This is a genomic window from Klebsiella sp. CTHL.F3a (genome assembly GCF_019890895.1).
Lineage (GTDB): Bacteria > Pseudomonadota > Gammaproteobacteria > Enterobacterales > Enterobacteriaceae > Klebsiella > Klebsiella grimontii.
Genome location: NZ_CP082360.1, coordinates 5,633,459 through 5,656,146, shown reverse-complemented (window position 1 = coordinate 5,656,146; position 22,688 = coordinate 5,633,459). Strand labels below are relative to the sequence as shown.

20 protein-coding genes are annotated in these 22,688 nt (G+C 53.2%); all 20 read left to right on the top strand.

What is annotated here, in order from left to right:
* Positions 1–57 precede the first annotated feature (57 nt).
* Positions 58–831, top strand: coding sequence for an NAD(+) diphosphatase (nudC, locus tag K7H21_RS26480; RefSeq protein WP_004127606.1), 774 nt, complete (start codon positions 58–60; stop codon positions 829–831).
* Between the two features lie 166 nt (positions 832–997).
* Positions 998–2,062: a uroporphyrinogen decarboxylase gene (gene hemE, locus K7H21_RS26475; RefSeq protein WP_004127611.1), complete on the top strand. Its 1,065-nt coding sequence runs from the start codon at positions 998–1,000 to the stop codon at positions 2,060–2,062.
* A 9-nt stretch (positions 2,063–2,071) separates the two neighbouring features.
* Positions 2,072–2,743: a deoxyribonuclease V gene (gene nfi, locus K7H21_RS26470; protein ID WP_004127613.1), complete on the top strand. Its 672-nt coding sequence runs from the start codon at positions 2,072–2,074 to the stop codon at positions 2,741–2,743.
* A 42-nt stretch (positions 2,744–2,785) separates the two neighbouring features.
* Positions 2,786–3,376, top strand: coding sequence for a YjaG family protein (locus K7H21_RS26465; protein WP_004097673.1), 591 nt, complete (start codon positions 2,786–2,788; stop codon positions 3,374–3,376).
* Positions 3,377–3,562: 186 nt separating this feature from the next.
* Positions 3,563–3,835, top strand: a complete 273-nt coding sequence (gene hupA / locus K7H21_RS26460) for a nucleoid-associated protein HU-alpha (protein ID WP_004097675.1) — start codon at positions 3,563–3,565, stop codon at positions 3,833–3,835.
* 12 nt (positions 3,836–3,847) lie between these two features.
* Entirely contained in the window at positions 3,848–4,540 is a 693-nt protein-coding gene (locus K7H21_RS26455; protein ID WP_032742229.1) for a DUF1481 domain-containing protein, read from the top strand.
* Positions 4,541–5,370: 830 nt separating this feature from the next.
* Entirely contained in the window at positions 5,371–5,565 is a 195-nt protein-coding gene (locus K7H21_RS26450) for a DUF4762 family protein (protein WP_139529534.1), read from the top strand.
* A gap of 123 nt (positions 5,566–5,688) precedes the next feature.
* The gene (locus tag K7H21_RS26445) at positions 5,689–6,363 is read left to right on the top strand and encodes a DsbA family protein (protein ID WP_139529535.1); all 675 of its coding nucleotides are present in this window, start codon (positions 5,689–5,691) and stop codon (positions 6,361–6,363) included.
* Positions 6,363–7,310, top strand: coding sequence for a lysophospholipid acyltransferase family protein (locus tag K7H21_RS26440; RefSeq protein ID WP_004127623.1), 948 nt, complete (start codon positions 6,363–6,365; stop codon positions 7,308–7,310). Before K7H21_RS26445 ends, K7H21_RS26440 begins: the two co-directional genes overlap by 1 nt.
* A 65-nt stretch (positions 7,311–7,375) precedes the next feature.
* Positions 7,376–9,514: a peptidase domain-containing ABC transporter gene (locus tag K7H21_RS26435; RefSeq protein WP_112167350.1), complete on the top strand. Its 2,139-nt coding sequence runs from the start codon at positions 7,376–7,378 to the stop codon at positions 9,512–9,514.
* Positions 9,515–9,540: 26 nt separating this feature from the next.
* On the top strand, positions 9,541–10,701 hold the full coding sequence (locus K7H21_RS26430) for an efflux RND transporter periplasmic adaptor subunit (RefSeq protein ID WP_432649068.1): 1,161 nt from the start codon (positions 9,541–9,543) through the stop codon (positions 10,699–10,701).
* A complete protein-coding gene (locus K7H21_RS26425; protein WP_223035471.1) occupies positions 10,694–12,640 on the top strand; it encodes a MacB family efflux pump subunit in 1,947 nt (648 codons plus the stop codon). Before K7H21_RS26430 ends, K7H21_RS26425 begins: the two co-directional genes overlap by 8 nt.
* Complete coding sequence (locus tag K7H21_RS26420; RefSeq protein WP_223035470.1) at positions 12,637–14,025, top strand: efflux transporter outer membrane subunit; 1,389 nt, start codon at positions 12,637–12,639, stop codon at positions 14,023–14,025. Before K7H21_RS26425 ends, K7H21_RS26420 begins: the two co-directional genes overlap by 4 nt.
* Before the next feature lie 15 nt (positions 14,026–14,040).
* Positions 14,041–15,303 carry a beta-ketoacyl-[acyl-carrier-protein] synthase family protein gene (locus K7H21_RS26415; protein ID WP_185910067.1) on the top strand — a complete coding sequence of 421 codons (1,263 nt, stop codon included), beginning with the start codon at positions 14,041–14,043 and terminating at the stop codon, positions 15,301–15,303.
* A complete protein-coding gene (locus tag K7H21_RS26410; protein ID WP_112167348.1) occupies positions 15,300–16,115 on the top strand; it encodes a MaoC/PaaZ C-terminal domain-containing protein in 816 nt (271 codons plus the stop codon). Before K7H21_RS26415 ends, K7H21_RS26410 begins: the two co-directional genes overlap by 4 nt.
* 59 nt (positions 16,116–16,174) lie before the next feature.
* Complete coding sequence (locus K7H21_RS26405; RefSeq protein ID WP_004127675.1) at positions 16,175–16,423, top strand: acyl carrier protein; 249 nt, start codon at positions 16,175–16,177, stop codon at positions 16,421–16,423.
* A gap of 3 nt (positions 16,424–16,426) precedes the next feature.
* A complete protein-coding gene (locus K7H21_RS26400) occupies positions 16,427–17,161 on the top strand; it encodes an SDR family NAD(P)-dependent oxidoreductase (RefSeq protein WP_049123130.1) in 735 nt (244 codons plus the stop codon).
* Positions 17,162–18,751: 1,590 nt separating this feature from the next.
* Positions 18,752–19,273, top strand: coding sequence for a fimbrial protein (locus K7H21_RS26395; protein ID WP_004127681.1), 522 nt, complete (start codon positions 18,752–18,754; stop codon positions 19,271–19,273).
* A 78-nt stretch (positions 19,274–19,351) separates the two neighbouring features.
* A complete protein-coding gene (locus K7H21_RS26390; protein WP_004127684.1) occupies positions 19,352–20,038 on the top strand; it encodes a fimbrial biogenesis chaperone in 687 nt (228 codons plus the stop codon).
* Between the two features lie 88 nt (positions 20,039–20,126).
* Positions 20,127–22,682: a fimbria/pilus outer membrane usher protein gene (locus tag K7H21_RS26385; RefSeq protein WP_223035469.1), complete on the top strand. Its 2,556-nt coding sequence runs from the start codon at positions 20,127–20,129 to the stop codon at positions 22,680–22,682.
* The last annotated feature ends 6 nt before the right edge of the window (positions 22,683–22,688 follow it).

The following is a 22,688-nucleotide window of genomic DNA, read 5'->3' as shown; positions in this document are numbered from 1 at the left end:
ACCAAAATGTAAATTTAATGTTAAAAGTGCCAGTAAAATAAAGGTAGTGCAATAGATATGGATCGTATTATTGAAAAATTAGATCGCGGCTGGTGGATCGTCAGCCACGAACAGAAATTATGGTTGCCCGGCGGAGAATTGCCCTACGGCGAAGCGGTAAATTTTAATCTTGCGGGGCAGCCCGCGCTGCGAATCGGAGAATGGCAGGGCGATCCGGTGTGGCTGGTGCGCCAGGATCGCCGACATGAGATGGGATCGCTACGCCAGGTGCTCGATCAGGATGCCGGCCTTTTTCAACTCGCGGGGCGCGGGATCCAACTGGCGGAGTTTTATCGATCGCACAAATTCTGCGGCTACTGCGGGCATCCGATGCATCCCAGCAAAACCGAATGGGCGATGCTTTGCAGCCACTGCCGCGAACGTTATTACCCGCAAATCGCCCCCTGCATCATCGTCGCCATCCGCCGGGATGACGCTATTTTGCTGGCGCAGCATACTCGCCATCGCAACGGCGTGCACACGGTACTGGCCGGTTTTGTCGAAGTGGGTGAGACCCTGGAGCAGACCGTTGCCCGCGAGGTGATGGAAGAGAGCGGCATTAAGGTGAAAAACCTGCGCTACGTGACCTCTCAGCCCTGGCCGTTCCCGCAATCGCTGATGACCGCGTTTATGGCCGAGTACGATAGCGGCGAGATTGTCATCGACAAGAAAGAGCTGCTGGAGGCGGGGTGGTATCGCTATGACAATTTACCGCTTTTGCCGCCGCCGGGCACCGTGGCGCGCCGCCTGATTGAAGATACCGTGGCGATGTGTCGGGCAGAGTATGAGTGACATGTTACATACACTTTATCCTTCAAATTGCCTCTTTGTTGGCTGCTTTCACTTACCCCAGTCACTTACTTGAGTAAGCTTCTGGGGTTCATTCAATTGCCGCCTCGATCCACATTGAATGATTTTGTGTATAAACTTGGCGCATCAACGCTAAAGGAATGTAAAAATGACCGAACTGAAGAACGATCGTTACCTGCGCGCGCTGCTACGCCAGCCGGTTGATGTCACCCCGGTGTGGATGATGCGTCAGGCGGGCCGCTATTTACCGGAATATAAAGCCACCCGCGCCGAGGCGGGCGATTTTATGTCGCTGTGTAAAAACGCCGAGCTGGCCTGTGAAGTGACGCTGCAGCCGCTGCGCCGCTATAAGCTGGACGCGGCTATCCTCTTCTCGGACATTCTCACTATTCCGGATGCCATGGGGCTGGGGCTCTATTTCGAAGCCGGGGAAGGGCCGCGTTTTACCTCACCTGTCACCTGTAAAGCAGATGTTGATAAATTACCGGTTCCCGACCCGGAAGATGAACTTGGCTACGTGATGAACGCCGTGCGCACGATTCGTCGTGAGCTGAAGGGGGAAGTGCCGCTGATTGGCTTTTCCGGCAGCCCGTGGACGCTGGCGACCTATATGGTTGAAGGCGGCAGCAGCAAAGCGTTTACGGTGATCAAAAAGATGATGTACGCCGAGCCGCAGGCCCTGCATGCACTGCTCGATAAGCTGGCGAAAAGCGTCACGCTGTACCTGAATGCGCAAATCAAAGCGGGCGCGCAGTCGGTGATGATTTTTGATACCTGGGGCGGCGCGCTGACTGGCCGGGATTACCAGCAGTTCTCGCTCTATTACATGCATAAAATCGTTGATGGTCTACTGCGTGAAAACGATGGCCGCCGCGTGCCGGTGACGCTGTTTACCAAAGGCGGCGGGCAGTGGCTAGAAGCGATGGCGGAAACCGGCTGCGATGCGCTGGGGCTCGACTGGACTACCGATATCGCCGATGCGCGGCGTCGCGTCGGCCATAAAGTCGCCCTGCAGGGCAATATGGATCCCTCGATGCTGTATGCCCCTCCGGCGCGCATCGAAGAAGAGGTGGCGACCATTCTCGCCGGGTTTGGCCAGGGCGAAGGCCATGTCTTTAACCTTGGGCACGGAATTCATCAGGACGTCGACCCGGAACATGCGGGCGTATTTGTGGAGGCTGTGCATCGGTTGTCGGCGCCATACCACCGCTAAGGAGTGATTATGGATTTATCATCGCTACGCACCCAGCAGATCAGCCTGGCGGCATCGGTTGAACGAGGCGATCGGCTGGACCAGGATCTGCCGACGCTGATCGGCGGAGCGGATGTTGGATTTGAGCAAGAGGGAGAGGTGACCCGGGCGGCGATGGTGCTGCTGAGCTATCCCTCCCTGGAGCTGGTGGAGTATCAGGTCGCGCGCGTCGCGACCACGATGCCTTATATCCCCGGCTTCCTCTCCTTTCGCGAAACCCCCGCGCTGCTGGCGGCCTGGGAGCAGCTTTCGCAGAAGCCAAATCTCTTATTCGTCGATGGTCACGGTATTTCCCACCCGCGCCGCCTCGGCGTCGCCAGCCACTTTGGTCTGCTGGTGGATGTGCCGACTATCGGCGTGGCGAAAAAAAGGCTGTGCGGTAAGTTCGAGGCGCTGGGCGATGAACCCGGCGCGCTGGCGCCACTGCTGGATAAAGGCGACCAGCTGGCGTGGGTTTTGCGCAGTAAAACGCGCTGTAATCCCCTATTTGTGAGTACCGGGCACCGCGTGGGCCTGGATAGCGCGCTGATGTGGGTCGAACGCTGCCTGAAAGGCTATCGCCTGCCTGAGCCGACGCGCTGGGCTGATGCGGTGGCGTCCCGACGCCCGGCGTTTGTGCGTTGGCAAGCAAATCGCGGCTGATTCAGGTACACTGCGGCTAATTTCTGACTTCGAGATTTCATCATGTTACAAAACCCGATTCATCTGCGTCTGGAGAAGCTGGAAAGCTGGCAGCACGTGACCTTTATGGCCTGCCTGTGCGAGCGGATGTACCCCAACTACGCCATGTTTTGCCAGCAAACTGAGTTCGCTGATGGCCAGCTCTATCGCCGTATCCTCGATCTGATCTGGGAAACGCTGACGGTAAAAGATGCCAAGGTGAATTTCGACAGCCAGCTGGAAAAACTGGAGGAGGCGATTCCTGCCGCAGATGATTACGACCTGTACGGCGTTTATCCGGCGATCGATGCCTGCGTCGCACTGAGTGAACTGATTCATTCGCGGCTGAGCGGCGAAACGCTCGAACATGCCATTGAAGTCAGCAAGAGTTCGATTACCACCGTCGCGATGCTGGAAATGACCCAGGCTGGTCGCGAAATGACCGACGAAGAGCTCAAAGAAAACCCGGCCGTTGAACAAGAATGGGATATTCAGTGGGAGATTTTCCGTCTTCTGGCCGACTGCGAAGAACGCGATATTGAACTGATCAAAGGGCTACGGGCAGACCTTCGCGAGGCCGGCGAGAGCAATATTGGTATAAATTTTCAGCAATGAGACCAGAAAACGTGATTTACCGCCTGAATTGTAGCGTCTGAAGGCTTCCATTCCGCCCCCCGTCTGGTCTACATTTGGGGGGCGAAAAAACGTGGCTATCGGTGCGTGTATGCAGGAGAGTGCTTTTCAGGCATTTCCGTCGCACTCGATGCTTAGCAAGCGATAAACACATTGTAAGGATAACTTATGAACAAGACTCAACTGATTGATGTAATTGCGGACAAAGCTGACCTGTCCAAAGCACAGGCGAAAGCTGCCCTGGAATCTACCCTGGCTGCAATTACCGAGTCTCTGAAAGAAGGTGATGCTGTTCAACTGGTTGGTTTCGGTACCTTCAAAGTGAACCACCGCGCTGAGCGTACTGGCCGCAACCCGCAGACCGGTAATGAAATCAAAATCGCCGCAGCAAACGTACCGGCATTTGTTTCAGGTAAAGCTCTGAAAGACGCAGTTAAGTAAGACCGCGTGGCAGTGTACAGTTTTATCGAAGGGGCTTGTCGGCCCCTTTTGTCTACCTGGCGCCGCACGTTGGCGCTGGTAGGCGTATTGCTGCTCACTGCCTGCAGCCATGATTCCTCTCTCCCGCCGTTTACCGCCAGCGGATATGCGGATAACCAGGGGGCGATGCGTATCTGGCGCAAAGATTCCGACAGCGAGGTCCGTCTCCTTGCGGCCTTCAGTCCATGGCGTCATGGTAATACCTCGACCAGCGAGTACCGCTGGCAGGATGGCCAGCTCGCGCTGATTGAAATCAACGTCTACGGCAAACCCCCGGAACATATTCGCGCTCGTTTTGATGCGCAAGGCGAACTCAGCTTTATGCAGCGTGAAATCGATGGGCAGAAGCAGCAGCTTTCCAGCGATCAGGTCGCCTTATACCGCTATCGCGCTGAGCAAATACGCCAGACCAGCGATGCTTTGCGTCAGGGACGCGTTATGCTGCGCCAGGGGCGCTGGCACGCCAACAGGACGGTGACGACCTGTGAAGGTCAGACCGTGAAACCTGACCTCGATACGCTGGCGCTGGCGCATATTGAGCGTCGCCAGAATCACTCATCCGTTGAGGTGAGCGTAGCGTGGCTGGAAGCGCCGGAAGGCTCTCAGCTGCTGCTGGTGGCAAACGAAGACTTTTGTACCTGGCAGCCGACCGAAAAAAGTTTCTGAACTCAGCTCGCTATCTCCATTCGCTCCACCGCGGTATTCTTCAAGCCGAAAGCCGCCCAGTCGTAGATAATCCCCCGCCTGCGCCTCGCGCGCTGCAATTCTTTCAGGCCCTGGTTTTCCCCTTGAGCGTCTCATTCAGTTTTAACGCGTCTGGATCGTGAACGCGTATGTTGGATTGCGCATGGTGGCTTAGTGCTTACGGTTTGTCACTTCAAACGACATGAGGGCGCCGCAGTGAAGCCCATTGTTATGTTCTTTTACGACAGGGTGCTCCTCCAAAAAGATGAGAAATGAAATTTTGCGTCTTCGTTTGCAATGGTTTAACTATGTGAAACTATATGTCTATCCGCAACGGTGCGATGAATAAATATTAATGAAATGTGAATTGAAATAGATGAGTCACGATTTTCCTCAAGCGAGTTCCATCATTATTTTTTTATAAAAATTTTTTATTACATGATCTTGCCATCTCAGTTTTTCATAAGAAAAATCCTGCTCCTGTGGAGGAAGGGATCTGGTATCTGGAGCGAATATAGTTTTTGCTATTCTATTTTCTTAAGATTTTATAAGAAAAATCCCACATAGCGCGTTGTGCTTTATCTGATAATCATCGTTCAAGGCTGTTGTCAGCGTATTGCTCAATGAAAAAACCACGGCTACAATGCGCCGTATCCGCTAATGAAAACCTGAATGTTCAATCTTTCAGGCTATTGTTTCGGGTACATAAAGAGGATGTTTAATAATAACTTCTTAATAATGGGCATAGACTGGAAATATGCCAGTGAACGCTATGTTCAACCTAGTATTCATTTTAAATAAGGATATCACAGATGAAAAAGATGACCATGACTGAAGCTAGCGTAATTGTTGGCGGTACTTGCACTACCTGCGTTAACACCTTCGAACTGACCCTGGTTGGTGATGAAACTGTATGTAACGCAGTAAAAACCTGCACTGACAAGAACGGTGTTGTGACTAAGTCTTATACCCCAGCAGCCATGTCAAACTGCGGTAATGCAGGCTGAGAAACAGCTGTTTCTCATTAACACAGAGTAAATAGGATTCGTATTTATTCTGCCAGGGCGTTGTATTTTTATACAACGCTCACCTGACTCTGTAAAATATTATTTTCAGGATGAAAAGCCCCCGTGAAAAAAAGAATTCTTCCCCTTTTTGCTTATACCGTTTTTGTTGCGGTAGTTTCAGCGTTGATTACCACCGCTTGGTTCCATACCTTTGTATTCAATCAAAAAGGTGATGTTGAGCAGCAGGCGCTGGTATCGCTGGCGGCGGAAAAAGTCGCAAACAGTCCGCTGGTCGGCGGGGAAGATATTATTGAAATTTTTTCATACGGTTGCCATTACTGTGAAGTGAACGAAGAGAACGTGGATATGCTGGAAAAGCGTATGCCAGCGGGCAAGAAGCTGGCGCGTCTTCACTTCAACCTGGATGGCCAGGGCGGACTGGCGCGCTACGCAACGGTGTTTGCTACCCTGCAGGTTATGGGCATTGAAGAGGCGCACCGCAAAAGCGCTTACGACGCGGTCATAAAGCGTAAAATTGATTTAAGTGATGCAGCCCAACGCGACGCGTGGCTGGCAGAGAATAAGATTAGCGTTGCGCAATACAATAGAGTCAGCCAGTCCGTGAACGTCAAAGAACTGATGGATTATATGACCCAGGTGACCCGTTATTATAACATTAATGCAACGCCGGCCTTTATTGTGGCCAAAAAGTGGGTGGCATTCCAGGACAGTGATTTTCCGGTATTCTCTGATAAATTAATCTCACTATTAGAAACCGAACAAGCGCCGGAGAAATAATGAAATTCTTTGCCCTGTGGTGTGCGCTGTTTTGGAAAAACCTCATTGTGAAATATCAATGGGTTTTGTATAAACTCCAGCTTATCGCCTACCGGGCGCATTGTTTACTGTTCCGGCGCCTGAATTATCGCGTTGTTTTTGCCTTCTCGCATGTCAGCCGCTGTTTAGGGCTGACACGACGCGATCTGAAGCTACGGGCAGCTGTTGCCGAATCAAACCGTCGCTGTCTGCTCAACGATAAGCAGAAATTTGACTACATCTGGCTGACCCAGCGCCGGCAGCTACTGGTTCAGGCGGTCACCTACGGACAAAATCGCCGAATAATGCAGGAGCTCGCTGCGTGTTCCGCGCAGCTTAATGCTGTTGTTGAACCGTTACAACGTGCGCGCCAGCCGGTCATTCTCGCGCCGCTGCATATGGTTTCAGACGTACTAAGTACGATGGTTGGCGCGGCGGTATTTCCAGGGAAAGCGACGGTCATTACCTCCCGCAGCGCTAATGCTCACTCTGAAGCCGAGCGTCAGCTCGGTGGCGTGAATCTCACGTATTGCTCAATTCATGAGGATAATAAAAATATTGCCGGCAATCTGATGATGTCGGTGATGGAGGCGGCTGAAAATAAAAGGAATATTATTCTGTTTCCCGATATTACACCTGACTTCACGCAGTTTGCCAGCAAGGACAAAACCGAGAAACTGCATTGTCAGTTATTCGGTCGCCAGGCCAACCTGCACAGCGGCATTATCCGCATGGCGAGAATGATGTCAGCGAAGGTGGTTTTTTATCATCTTTATTATGAGCAGGGGCTGAAAGTTATTATTCATGAGCCCGTTCCGGCAAAAAAACTCAAGCAGGAAATGCCACTCATTATTGAACAAAGTATTCGTGAGCATTCTACCGACTGGATGTTGTGGCATTCTCACTCGCTGTTTTTCATCAATGATTAAGGATGTGAACAGAGTACAGCCCGGCAATATTAGTGAAGAGAACAGGACGTTCCAGGGGATCGATTATGGACAATATTATTCCGCAAATGGTTTATCAGGCAGAAACGAACGAGTGCGCGCTGGCATGTCTCTCCATGCTGGCAGAAACTCAGGGACTTAATGCGCCGCTTGAAGAACTCCGCGAGCGCTTCCCGGCATCCGCCCATGGTACCGCGCTTTCAACCATGTGCGACATCCTTGCTGAGCTGGCGATCCCGGCCTATCCGGTGGCTTTCGATCTGGATGAGATTGCCGAACTCCCTTTACCGGCTATTTTGCACTATGGCGCGAGTCACTATGTGCTGCTGGCATATCGCCAGGGCAGCTACGTGTGCGTGATGAACCCGGCGATTGGTGAGCAGCTTTTGCCTGTTGCTGCCCTTAAATCGGAAATTAGCGGTTATGCGCTGGTGCTCGACCGGGAAGCGGAAAACGCCGCTCAACCTATGGAGCAGCATAAACGCACGCGACGTTTTCGCGCGCTGGCGTGCATGAGCCTGAAGCAGACCGCGGCGATTCCCGGAATCTATCGGTTGATGGTGCTGGCGTTTCTGGTTTCTCTGACTCTGTTCATCATGCCGGTGATGGTCAGCTCGGCTATCAATAACGTTTTCTCTTCCGGCGGCCAGACTGAATTTCCGTATTTCTACTATCTACTGGCCTTCATGGTCTCGACCCTGCTGGCGTTCCTTGTGCGCAGCGTAACCGAGCGGTTTATCAAACGTTTTGTGGTGATGCAAAGCCTCAGCGGTTTTACCCGCCTTTTGACACATTCGCTCTCTTACTTTGAAAAGCGCAGTCCGGGCGAAATCTACAGCCGCTTCTCCAACTGGCAGCTGGCGGCGGCGCAAAAAATTGAGCTGGATAACGGTCTACGCGTGGACTGGGTGGTTGGCGTCATCGCGCTGGGCGTGATGTGTTTCATCAGCCCGATGCTGGCGGCCATCTCCGCCGTTGGCGTAACGCTCATGGGGCTGGTGAGCGTCTGGGCGATTTTCCGCGACCGCTATTTCACTCAGCAAATTCAGGCGAAGAGCGCCGAGCAAAGCGATTTTCTGCTGGAAACCATTCAGGGCTTTGCCACGCTGAAAGCTGCCGGACTGCATGGCCAGCGCCAGGCGGCGTTCGCCCGATACGCGTTATCCCTATTTGACTGTCGTCAGAAGCAGAGAGTCTATGAACAGGTGAAGAGCAGCCTGTATCAACTGATTGGTAGCCTTGAGATGGTTTTTTTCATGCTGCTGGCACTGCCGCTGCTGAAGGACAACCGCATCTCGCTGGGTGAGTTTTTTGCCTACAGCTTCGTGCGGCAGATTTTTACGGCCTACATTACGCAGATTTTCTTCTCTGTACTGCGTAAGAACCAGCTACACGTGATCGATACCCGTGCTGCCGATCTGTTCCCGCAGGTCAAAGAAGAGAGACATGATGGGCTACTGCCGCCTGCGAGGTTCACTCAGCGGCTCCACTATCGTGAGCTTCAGTATGCTTACGATCCCGGCAAACCGGTGCTCGATCGGACGTCATTGATGCTGAAACAGGGGGAGACGCTGGCGATTGTCGGTGAGTCGGGCGCGGGGAAAAGTACCTTGCTGAAAGTTATCACCGGGCTTATCGAACCTCAGGCGGGAGATATTCTTGCCGACGGACTGCCTGTCAGCAGCCGCCAGGCGCAGAAGCTGTTCTTCCTGCAAAGCCAGGAAGATATCCTGTTCAATACCAGCGTGCTGCAAAACATCACGCTGTTCGATCGCGAATATGATGAGAAAAAGCAACTGCGTATCGATAAATCATTGCGCGGGCTGAATCTAACAGAAGTGATTGATAGCCTGCCGGGAAAACAAAACGCGCTGATTCGCGAAAGCCACCCCGCGCTCTCGCTTGGGCAACGCCAGCGTCTGATGCTGGCGCGTGCAATGTACAGCGATTGTCCTGTGATGGTGCTGGATGAGCCGACCGCCAATTTGGACGAACAGACCGCGCAGCAGGTGATGCGCGCGCTGATTGACCACTGTCGTGAATACGGAAAAACGCTGATTACCGTGACCCACAGCGAGACAACGCTGGGGCTGTTTGACCGCCTCTGTTCGATGAAAAATGGCCGCATACAAGCGCTGCCGAGCGCTGATAGTTACGCGCTCACCCCTGAAGGAGAGCCGGCATGAGTTTCGCAAGCAGGCGATGGCCCGCCATGATGGCCGGACACCGCAAGTCACTTTATGGGCTGGCGGCCCTGTTGGCGCTCCTGCTGATTGGCGGCGTGCTGGGCGCGTCCAGCCAGCTTTCTGGGCGTGCTGAGCCGGTGGCGGCTTATGTTGTCGATCGCGGCGATATCGAAAAAACCGTGCTGGCCTCCGGGATCCTCAAACCGTCAGTGCAGGTGAATGTCGGGGCGCAGGTCAACGGTCAGTTAAAGAAATTGTACGTGCGTGCCGGCGATCGGGTTACCCAGGGCCAGCTGCTAGCCGAAATCGATCCAACGCTGCAGCAGAGCGAATTGCGTAAGTCTGAAGCGGCGCTGGAGAGCGCGGTAGCGCAGAAACAGGCGTCACAGTTCACGCTCACTCAGTACCAGCTCGAGCTGAAACGCCAGCTGCGGATGGATCGTGACGGGTCAGGAACGAAAAGCAATCTCGAGGAAGCGCAGGCCAGGGTCGATACCCAGAAGGCGCAGGTGAGAGTCAATATGGCGCAAATTGTGCAGGCGCAGATGGCGCTGGAAACGGCGAAAGCCAATCTTGGCTATACGCGGATCATCGCGCCGGTGGACGGGCAGGTATTGGGCATCGTCACCAAAGAGGGACAAACCGTGGTCTCTTCACAGACAGCGCCGACCATTCTGGTTCTGGCGAATGTCGATACTATGACGGTGCAAACCCGTATTTCAGAAACGGATATTTTGAAAGTCCGTCCCGGCCAGCCGCTGTGGTTTTACGTCGTCGCCGAACCCAAACGCCGCTATCAGAGCGTGATGGGGGGGCTGCAGGACGCGCCGAACGACGCCCTACAGGATGATAGCGCTCGTCCGCAGGGGCAACAGGCCTCTGCCGTTTATTATAACGGTGTGTTCAGCGTGCCGAACCCCGATCATCGGTTGAGAACCGCGATGACGGCGCAGGTATTTATCATCACCGAGCAGGCTAAAAATGTACTACGCCTGCCGGTGATGGCGCTGGGGCAACCGCAGGGAGCCAATAGCTATCATGTACAGGTGCTAAAAGGCGATAAGGTTGAACAGCGTCTGATTCAGGTAGGTATCAACGACCGTCAGTTTGTTGAGGTAAAAGAGGGGCTGAAAGCAGGCGATCGCGTGGTGATGGCGCAAAATGATGCAGGGGTGGCAAATGGCTGACTCTCCGATCATCGAACTTTCGCACATCTCCCGTCATTTTGGCGCAGGTAACGCCAGCGTTACCGTACTGAAGGATGTTTCTCTGCGCGTCCATGCCGGAGAAATGGTGGCGATTATCGGTGCGTCGGGTTCCGGTAAGTCCACATTGATGAACATTCTAGGGTGTCTGGATAAACCATCGGAAGGTGAAATGCGCATTATGGACGTGCCTGCGCAGGCGGCCAGCAGCGAACAGCTGGCGCAGCTGCGTAGCCAGTATCTGGGCTTTATCTTTCAGCGTTATCATCTGATGCCGTATCTGACGGCTCTCGAAAACGTCACCATCCCGGCGCTCTACACCGACATGCCGGTCGCTGAACGCCAGACGCGAGCAAAATATCTGCTGACTCGGTTAGGTCTTGGTGACCGCATGAACTACCGTCCCGCGCAGTTGTCCGGTGGCCAGCAGCAACGGGTGAGTATCGCACGCGCCCTGATGAACGGTGCGCCGGTGATCCTGGCGGATGAGCCCACCGGGGCGCTCGACAGCTCCAGCGGTCAGGAGCTGATGGCCATTTTACATGGCCTGCACCAGGCCGGGCATACGCTTATTATCGTGACCCACGACCGCAGCATCGCTGAACAGTGCCAGCGTATTGTCGAAATCCGCGACGGCAGAATTATTGCGGACCGGGCCAATCCGGTTATATCGCAGGTGGTTTCGCAGGGATTACCGGCTATTGCGGCCACAGGGCGAACGTCCGTCTGGCAGAGCATCAAAGAGGCGGTACGCATGGCGTGGCGCTCTCTGCTCGGGCATCGGATCCGCGCCTTCCTTTCCATGCTGGGGATTATCATCGGCATCTCCTCCGTGGTCTCTTCTATGGCGGTGGGAGAGGGCGCACGGCAAAATATTCTCAGCCAGATAAGCCAGCTGGGCACCAGCACCATCGAAATTCAGCCAGGTCTTGGCTGGGACAGACCGCGCCCGGATTTTGAACGGTCCCTGACCCTGGACGATGTGGAATTACTCAGCAAACAGCCGTATATCGATAGCATTTCGCCAGTGGTCAGTAAAACCGTGATGACGATCCGCGGGGGTAAGCAGCTTCTTGCATCGCTGTCGGGCGTCAGTAACGGCTTCTTCCGAGTGCAGGGGCTGAATTTTATCGCTGGAAACCGTTTTACGTCGCGCGATTTGGACGAGCGTGAGCCGGTGGTCATCATCGATCCGAATGTACAGAGCTCCCTGTTTCCCGGCGGTCAGGATCCGTTGGGCGAAATTATTCAGCTTTCCGGCGTGCCCTACCGGGTGATCGGCGTGGCCGCGAAAAAAGGACCGAAGTATATCGGCGAGCAGCCCGGCGCGTGGATCCCCTACACCTCGCTGCGAGAGCGTATGTCAGGTGATTCGCCGCTACAGTCCATCACTCTGCGCATCGTCGACGGCTATTCGATAGAAGTTGCGCAGCGAAATGTGGAGCAACTGCTGGATTCCATGCACGGTAAGCGCGATTTCTTCACCATGACCAACGATCAGCTGACGAAGACTATCCGCAAAACCTCCCAGTCGATGACGCTGCTGATTACGGCAATTGCTGGGATTTCCCTGCTGGTAGGCGGGGTGGGCGTGATGAATATCATGCTGGTGTCGGTGACGGAGAGGACGCATGAAATTGGTATTCGCCTTTCGGTCGGCGCCCGCCCCGCGGATATCATGCGTCAGTTCCTGATTGAAGCCATGGTGATTTGTACTCTCGGCGGTCTGATCGGCGTTATCGGTTCCGGTGGGGCCGGGCTGATTTTTTCGCTGATGACTCAGGAATTCACCATGGTGTTCACCTGGCCACCGGTCCTTCTGGCCTGCGGATTTTCCGCGCTGATTGGCCTTGGATTTGGCTTTTTCCCGGCGCGCAATGCTGCCCGTCTGCATCCGACGGAGGCGCTGGCCCGCGAATGAAAAAACTGCACCTACTTTCAACGATCGCTGTGGCGCTGGTATTGACCGGCTGCGGCCAGGCGCTGAAAAGCGACTATCAAAGGCCCATGCTGTCGATACCCGATACCTGGCGGGTGGAGGATACCGGCGAGGGCGTAGCGCAATTTTCCCCACACTGGTGGGATAATTTTGGCGACCCGCAGCTGTCGCGGCTGATCGTTGCAACGCTGCAAAGCAATAACGATCTCGCTCTGGCGGGAATAAGACTTCGACAGGCGCGCCTGGCGGCGGGGTTATCGGACCTGAATCTGACGCCTGACATTGCCGTTGGCGCAACGGCCAGCAACAGCAAGAATCTGCGCCACAGCACAACGTCAACGGAAGGCTATAGCCAATCGCTTTCAGCTTCTTATGAACTTGACCTGTGGGGTAAATTAGCGCGCACTCGAGAGCAGTCCGACTGGCTGGCGCAGGCGTCGGAGCAAGATTTACGAGCGACCGCGCTGACGCTGATTGGTATCACCTCTCAGCTTTACTGGCAGATAGCCAGCCTGAACCAGCGGATAGGCAATTTGCAGCAAAGCCTCAATATTGCTGAGGAAACGCTGGCGATGGTGACTTCCCGCTGGAAAGCAGGAGACCTGGGGCAACTGGATTATCTCCAGGCGCAGCAAACGGTGCTGAGCCGTGAAACGACCCTCCGCGACTTACGTCAGCAGCGTGATGAGAACCGTAACGCGCTGGCGATTTTACTCAGTCGCGCGCCGGGGCAATTTCCTGCGGAACGGGGCTCTCTGGATATTCAGCAGAGCGTACCGGTGGCGCAGCGTTTGCCGTTAGATGTGATTGCCAGGCGACCGGACGTGCAGTCGGCAGAAATGAACTTACGCGCTGCGCTGGCGGGTTCTGACGTTGCCCGATTGAGTTTTTATCCGTCACTGACGCTGAATGCGTCACTGAACGCGGGCGCAGCGGTGTTTCAGCAGTGGTTCAGTAATCCCGCCCGAACGCTCGGATCTGCGCTCGATCTGCCTTTTATCCAGTGGAACAAAGTGCGCTTGACCATTGAAAAGTCCGATCTGGATGTACAAACCGCGGCGATACAGTTCCGAAGCGCCGCTTACAGCGCGCTGCAGGATATTGATAACGCCATGGCGCAGCGCCTCACGTACCAGCAGGAAAAACGGCTGCAGCTGAAAGATCTGGCATTGAGCCAGCAACGTTTGACGCTGGTGGAGAGCCAGTATCGCCACGGATCCGTGGCGTATCAAACGCTGCTTGATGCGCAGAATTCGCTGTTGAACAGTGAAAATACATTGGTGCAGAGCCAATACCAATACCTGTATTCCACGATGAAACTCTGGCTGGCGCTGGGGGGCGGGGAAAACAGTTCGATGAATCACTAAGGATAGGTCATAGACATGGACGTTTTACAGACGATGAGCACACCGCGCCGTGTCGTGGTTACCGGTTATGGCGCGGTAACACCGCTCGGGATGAATTCCGCTGAAAGCTGGGCTGCTATCATGGCGTACAAACTCGGCTACCGTTACTGCGATAAATCGGCTGCCGGGATTAAGTCCCGCTTTTATGGTTTGATCGATGAGGAACCTTCGCTCAAAGGCGTGCCCGCCGCGATTCGCCGTCGCCTGCCTCGCTACGCGCGGCTGACGCTCGCCGCAGCGCGGGAAGCGATGCAGATGGCGTTTGGCGATGACGCGCCGGAACAGCATTACGATCTGCGTGACTGCGGCGTCATTATGGGGACTGGCTGGGCGGGTCAGGACGAAACTCAACTCTATTACGATGATTATCAGCGCACCGGCGTGGGTTCTCCTTTCGGCTGTTTTTTCTCGATGCCTAACGCATCTACCGCGGCGGTCAGCCTGCTGTGGGGATTACGTGGTTATCAGAATACGCCAGTCGCAGCCTGTGCGACCGGAACGATCGCGATTGGTGATGCATTTGAGCTGATCCGCAATGGCCGCGCCAACATGATGCTGGCGGGGGCGGGAGAGTCTCTGCGTTCTGACTGCGCGGTGTGGAATATCGACGTACTGGGAGCGCTGGCCAGCGAACAGGAAGATATCACCCGCGCCTGCTGTCCGTTTAGCCTGCATCGCAATGGCTTCGTGCTGAGTGAAGGCGCGGCGGTAGTGTGCCTGGAAGAGCGGGAATCCGCGATTGCGCGCGGGGCGAATATTCTCGGCGAGATCCTCGGCTACGGCAACTTCTCTGACGCCTATGATTTTACCGCGCCGGCCGAGGATAAAATTGCGCGGGTGCAAACTATCCGCCATGCGCTTGAACAGGCGGGGATCTCCGCCTGCGATCTGGATTATATCAATACGCACGGTACCTCTACTCCGCTTAACGACCTCAATGAAACCGAAGCGATAAAAATGGCGCTGGGCGAGGCGGCATATGCCATACCGTGCTCGAGCACCAAATCCTACAGCGGGCATCTGATCGCCGCCGCCGGCAGTTTTGAATCGATTATCTGCCTTCAGGCAATAGCGCATCAGATAGCGCCTGCCACTTGTCATCTTGATTCGTCCGATCCCGCGTGCGATCTGGATTATGTCCCCAATACGCATCGCCCGGCAGCCCTGAGCACAACGCTTAATCTGAGCTTCGGTTTTGGCGGCGCGAATGCAGCGTTGGTTATCGGACGGGGGAAATGATGACCCTGTGCTATAGCCTGCGTGATGCAGAACGCTGGGCGGCATTTTCCGGCGACGATAATCCGATTCACTTTGACGTTGCCGAAGCGAAGCGTTTTGGTCTGGAAGGATTATGCGTACACGGTATGCGCGCGATGCTGGATGTAAAGTCGGCGATCGGCGCTTCTCTGGAAAAAGATGCTCTGGCATCAGGTGGCCTGGTGTTCAGCTGCCGCCTGCGCGAACCGGTAGCGTGTGGAATACCCTATCAGCTGTCGGTCCGCGAAACGCGTCGTCATGAGCAGATGCAACTCAGCGGGAGTTTGTTAAACGTTCAGACGCAACGTACCGGCATCAGCAGTAAGCTGGTTAGTTCTAAAGCGCTAGAGTTATCGCCCGTCGTGCAGTCGTATACGCTTGGCGAGGATGCATTAACGGCGTTGTACGATCGATTCCTCGCCGTGAAAAGCCCGGCGGCACCGCTGTGGAGCTTTCTGGATGCGGCGTTGTTCCGTGAACTGGTCAATGCGCCAGAAACGCTTGCAACCGTACATAGCCTTATTCCTCAGCCTGAGGTTGCCAGCCTGCGCGACGTATTTCGTCTGGTGCAGGTCGTGCAAACTCACCATGAGGTGCATTTTTCGCCTCAGCTGCTGAGTCAATGGGAGGAAAGCCAGCGCATTACATCGCTTTATTATTCCATCCAGCCGACGCTGGTGATGGGAGACAAGCATGCCGGGCTGATTTTAGTGGCTGGCATTCAGGCGTGGCGCCTCAATGAACCGCTGATTTCCGTTACGGTGACGTTGAAAACCGGGCCGCTGGCGGCGTAGGCGACAATTTTTGTTAACGAAATACATCCATTTTAGAGTCTGAATTAAAGGAATAAAACATGACGCAATTTGATGAAGTTTACCGCAAAGTTGGCGAGATGCTGTGTGATGCGAAGGATCTGGAGATGGACGAGCTGGAACCAGATATGCCGCTACATAAGCTGAAGCTCGACAGCCTGGACTACGTGGAATTGATGGTACTGGCAAAGAAAGAGTTTGCTGTCTCCGTTGGCGCCGATCTGTTTATTGATCATCCGAACATGACGCTTCGTGATTTATGCCAATACCTCAGCGAAAAAAGCCATTAAACCATGCAGAGTAAATGGATATTAGTGACCGGTGGAAGCCGGGGTATCGGACGCGCTACGGTGCTTCGTCTGGCGAAAGAGTGGAACGTGGTGTTTACCTGGTGCCAGAATGAGGCCGCGGCACAGGAGGTGGAACGGGCCGGCGAGGGGCTTCCGGGCAAAGTCGAGAGTTTTCAGTGCGACGGAAGCGATGAACCGGCGGTGAAACGTGTTGCTACCGAGCTGCTGGCACGCTACGGCGCTCCTCACGCCGTGGTTCACAATGCGGGTATCACGCTTGATGCGCTGCACATTCACCAACGACCGGAGAACTGGCGACAGGTGATGGATACCAACGTTAACGCCATCTTCTACTGGAATCAGATCCTGATAGAGCCAATGATGATGCAGGGGAGCGGTTCCGTGGTGTTGATGTCGTCAGTCACTGGAGTGAAGGGCAACAGCGGGCAGAGCGCTTATGGCGCGAGTAAAGCGGCGATGATTGGTCTGGCGCGGACTCTGTCAATAGAGCTAGGACGCTTTGGCGTGCGGGTTAATTGCCTGCTGCCCGGCTATATCGATACAGATATTATGGCCAATATACCGAAAGAGAAGCGGACGGCGCTGCGTCGAAGCATTCCTATGAAGCGCTTCGGAAAAGCAGAAGAGGTGTCAGGCGCAGTGGCATGGCTGGTTAGCGATGATAGTACCTATATGACGGGACAAACGCTCGTCCTGGACGGCGGCCTTTCCGCCTGACCTGTCTCACACTACTCGGTTCGACTCAAACGGGACGCATTGCGTCCCGTTTTTTTTTGCCTGAACGACAAATCTCCCTCGTTGCTGGCGAATAACTTCGCATATCTGAAAAATACGACCCGCTGCAGCGCAAAAATGCCGGAACAGACTAAGAATTTTCCTTACGCTAAAATCTATCTCAAGTTGGTAGAAATCCCCCCGGCATACTGTAAACAGGCGGGAGCAATGGCCAATTATATTGTTACTGTATGCATTGCGTGATGTCTGCAGAGAGCCAAAATGCTATTCCGACAGGTTTGTCAACCTATGTGAATTTAAATAGCCAGCGCGTGTTTTTTTATGAAGCCTTTTGTGAACCTGAGTTGAACAACCTTGAGGAAAATCTTTCAATATCGTCTACCGGCCGAATGATCGCTCAGGAAAGATATTAATCTAAATGTTATATTATAACTGTAATTTAAAAGGGGTGAATAAAATGGCAGGTAAAGATAAAAAGGCTCTGCGATAATATATTCATGGTTATTAAAAAAGAACGCCAGGAAGGATTTTAGCGAGATTAAAAAATGCTTAAGCTATCTTTATAGGAGTAGGTTTAATAAAACGTAAACAACCACCCCCATGTGAAGATGGCTGGTTGCTTAAGAAAGTCACCCAGAGTGTTTGATTTTTAAGCGTTTTAACTGCATATGTCGGGTTGATGAGAACGCTAACTGATAATTGGCTGACACCTACATCCCTCGGTTGAATAATTTTTTATCAATCTTTTTACACTTTATCATTATGGGCGGAAATGGTTAATGCCCGGGCTAAATAAAATAAATCCGTATCGGGCCTGATACCGGTTGGTGGTTTCGTTGCAGCAAGGTGGGCAGTCTCCTGGAACGATGTTTTTATCTGGCAAAAAATATAGCCTGGCAGCAAACTTGCCGACTAAAGCTTATCCCCTAAATTAATGCATGGCCGTGGCATTGCATTGACTAACCGAGGTGCGGAAGCACTGTTAATTCAAGATTAATTGTGCGTCTTCGCAATATTCATGATGCGGTTTATATACAAGAAGCATTAACTAACTATTCAGCTGGGTTTAGTAGAGCGCATGTAACAGGGTATTTCAAAGGGAGGCGTTGAACTGATGCACCTGTTTTGGGTTTTTGGGATTAAATATAGCCTTAATCTCGGAATAAAAATCTGCATCATCATGACAACGCAACATAATATTCGAATGTATTTTTTATTAATTAGATTCTTCTATTTAAATAAGGTGCGTGAATATAAGAAAAAACCGAGTGAGTTAAACGGAGGTTAAACGGAGGATATAATCGTAACTGATTGAAATAAATAACATAAAAATAATTTGGTGCAGGGTGTCAAAATCAATATTGACTTCAAATTACCAGCTAATTACATTGAGCCCTAATTTAGTTCAAATGAATCGTTTGTCTTTCGGGTAAACCGTACGGCGTTTTATTAATTGGGGTCGGAGACTTCATGGACTAAATAAAAGGGAAATGACATGGTTTTGTCAAAACTGATTCGATCTCCGGTTCTATCCAGGTAAATCGATTTACATTGTTAATAGGGATACATTTAATGAAAAAGAATCTTCTTGCTGTTGCTCTGATGGCTACTTCTGTATTTGCTTCTTCTGCTTTCGCTTCTGACGGCGCAGTTAACTTCACTGGTAGCATCACTGACGCAGCATGTACTGTTGACACTGCGTCGCAAAACCAGGACGTATTCCTGGGCAACATCGCTCGTACAGCATTCCCGGTAGCGGGTTCTCTGGCTGCAGCTAAGAAATTCACTCTGGTCCTGAAAAACTGCCCGGATACCGTGACCGGCGCAACCGTACGTTTTGATGGCGCCCAGGTTTCTGGCGACAACTCTGTTCTGGCACTGACTGCGGGTAGCACCACTGCTAAAGGTGTGGGCGTTCAGATTTCTGACGATCAGAACAAAGTTGTTCCGCTGTACGAAGACTCTTCAGTTTACCCTCTGGTTAGCACCGCCGATAATAAGCTGAGCTTCAGCGCGCGTTACATCTCTTTGACCGATGCCGTCACCGTCGGTGATGCAAATGCAGTAACCCAGTTCACCGTTGTTTATCAGTAAGTTCGAATGAATTAAATCAGACCAGGGGGCAATCCATGCCTCTGGTCTTTTTTGAATATCCAGACAGGCAGGGACAGCATGAAAACATGGCGCGCCGGAGTGGCGGCAACATTATTAATGGCCCTTAGTGCGACTTCGCAGGCTGGGGTTGTGGTCGGCGGTACACGCCTGATCTATGACGGCGGGAAGAAAGAGGCATCCATTAACCTCAGCAATCCCGATAAAAATATTTATCTCATCCAGTCATGGGTAGATAGTGAAGGCAAGGGTAAAAACGCACAGGCTGAAAAAGCCCCGTTTATCGTTACGCCGCCATTATTCCGACTGGATAGCAATCAGCAAAACATATTGCGCATAGTGCGCGCAGGCGGCAATCTGCCAGAAGACAAAGAATCTTTGTTCTGGCTGAATATCAAATCCATCCCCTCTGCCGAGAAGAAAGAAAACACCCTGCAAATTGCGGTGAAAACACGTATCAAGCTCATTTTCCGTCCTTCTGGGGTTAAGAGTACGCTTGAAGAGGCGGCGAAAACGCTGGCCTGGAAGCGGGCGGGTAGCCAGATTCAGGTGACCAACCCATCCTCGCACTACATCACTTTTTTCAACGTCAACATCAATGGCACCGCGATGAAAAACGTCACGATGGTTGCACCGCGATCGGAAGCCCGTTTCGATTTGCCTGCCAACGTCGCAGGCGGCTCGCTGAGCTGGCAGTTTATCAACGATTATGGCGGCGCCAGTAACGCTCTGACTGCCAGCCTCTAAGCGCCTCTTCTGTGCTCTGTTTTGTTGCTTAAACAGGGAAGTAAAAAACGTTAGTCATCCAAACTACGTTTATACATGGAAAAATTAAATGGACACTATAACGAAGAGTCATACTTCGGGGCGGTTTTCACGCTCCCGCCTTGCCTTGCTAGTGACATGTCAGATAGCCATGTTAATGGGCGGGGCTGAACTGGCTAATGCGGCGGGCTACTTCAACCCGGCGTTACTTGAAATAGATAATCCTGATCAGGGAAGCGCGGATTTATCCGTTTTCGAAGAGGGTGAGCTACAGCCGCCGGGAACCTATCGCGTCGATATTTATCTCAACGGTTCAGAGGTCGATACCCGGGACGTGAAATTTTTCCTGGCGACGGACGCCTCCGGTAAGCAAAGCCTCCAGCCCTGCCTGAGCGGTGAGCAGCTCCGCGATATGGGGATAAAAATCGGCATGTATCCCGGCATAGCAGCCGCAGATGAATGTGCCAATTTCACCGGTGCCATAGACCAGTCCTCTGCCAGCTTCCGCTTTGACCAGCAGCGTTTGAACCTGAGCATCCCGCAGGCCGCGCTGAACTCACAGGCGCGCGGTTATGTTTCTCCGGATAAATGGGACGCGGGTATACCTGCGCTACTGATGAACTACAGCTTTAGCGGGGCGAACACTGAAGCACGGAATAACGACAGCAAAGGCTCTGATACGTACTACCTGAACTTGCGTTCAGGGGCAAACCTGGGGGCATGGCGTTTACGTAACTACTCTACCTGGAACCGTGACAGCCGCGGCAATGAGCACTGGGATTCCATCAATACCTATTTGCAGCGTGACATTCACGTACTGAGAAGCCAGCTGACGCTGGGTGACAGTAACTCGCCAGCGGATATTTTTGATTCCGTACCGTTTCGTGGGGCACAGCTCTCTTCCGACGATGACATGCTGCCGGACAGCCTCAAAGGCTATTCACCAGTGGTGCGTGGTATTGCGCGGAGTAATGCGCAGGTCACCATCCGCCAGAACGGATACGTCATCTATCAAAGTTATGTACCGGCCGGATCGTTTGCCATTTCTGACCTCTACCCGACGGCGGGCAGTGGCGACCTGAACGTGACCATTAAAGAAGCCGATGGTAGCGAGCAAACGATGGTCGTGCCTTTTGCCTCCGTTCCGGTTCTTCAGCGCGAAGGACGTCTGAAATACAGCATCACTAGCGGCCAGTACCGTTCATATAACAACGATGTTGAAAAAACGCTGTTCACTCAGGGAACCGCGATTTTTGGTTTGCCACATGGCGCAACGATCTATGGCGGGGTACAGGCAGCGAGCAAATATCAGTCGTTGGCCATCGGCCTTGGTCAGAACCTTGGCGCTATCGGTGCGCTATCTGCCGACATCACCCAGGCGTGGTCCAGGCAGGAACATCAGGATAAAGACAACGGCCAATCGTACAGGCTGCGCTACGGCAAAAGCTTTGTGCAAACCGGTACTAACTTCAGCCTGGCCAGCTACCGCTATTCCACTTCAGGCTTTTATACATTGCAGGAGGCGCTGGAAAGCTATGCCGGAGAAAACGGATATTATAACGATCATAAGAAAAGCCGTGCGGAACTGACGCTGAGCCAGAACTTGTGGCAAAAGGCAGGTTCGCTGTCGGTAAGCGTGGTGAAAGAAGAGTACTGGAATAACAACCGTTCTACCGAATCGGCCAGCGTGGGCTACAACAACACCTGGAACGGAATCTCTTATGGTCTCAACTATACCTATAGCCGCAATGGCGTCGACAGCCATCAAAATCGGACCTATTACACCGATCGGATTGTCGCTGTGAATGTCAGCGTCCCATTAAGCAAATGGTTGCCGGGAAGCTACGCCACCTACAACCTTAATAGCAGTAAAAACGGTAATACCTCACAAAGCGTTGGCCTTAGTGGTACCGCGCTGCCTGACGACAACCTGAATTACAGTATCAGCCAGGGTTTCGCTTCTCAGGGTGAAGAGGCGAACGGCTACGCCAGCGCCGACTACAAAGGCGGTTACGGTGAGGTGAATGTCGGTTATGGCTATGACCATAGCCAGAGCCGCGTGGATTACGGCCTGCAGGGCGGTATCCTGGTGCATGAAAACGGGGTCACGCTTTCCCAGCCGCTGAGTGAAACCATGGCGCTGGTAAAAGCGCCAGGCGCGGGTGACGTGAGCATTGCCAACAACACCGGTGTGAAAACTGACTGGCGCGGCTATGCGGTAGTGCCTTACGTCACGGCATACCGACGCAACCAGATCGCACTCGACACATCAACCTTACCGGACAACGTGGATATGACGCTGACCAGTACCTCGGTGATCCCAACTCGTGGGGCCGTGGTACGCGCGGACTTTGATCCGAACGTCGGCCAGCGTGTACTGATGACGCTGACTCGCGCCAACGGCGAGCCGGTACCTTTCGGCGCCACCGCGGGTAGCGATGGCAAAAATAGCGGCGCCAGCATCGTTGGCGACGGTGGCCAGGTTTACCTGTCGGGCATGGCCGATTCTGGAACGCTCACGCTGAAATGGGGATCCTCAGCGGATCAGACCTGTCAGGTGAATTACCGTCTGCCTGAACAAACGGCGACATCGGGTATTCAACTTATGAATGGAGACTGCCGGTAAGGCGGA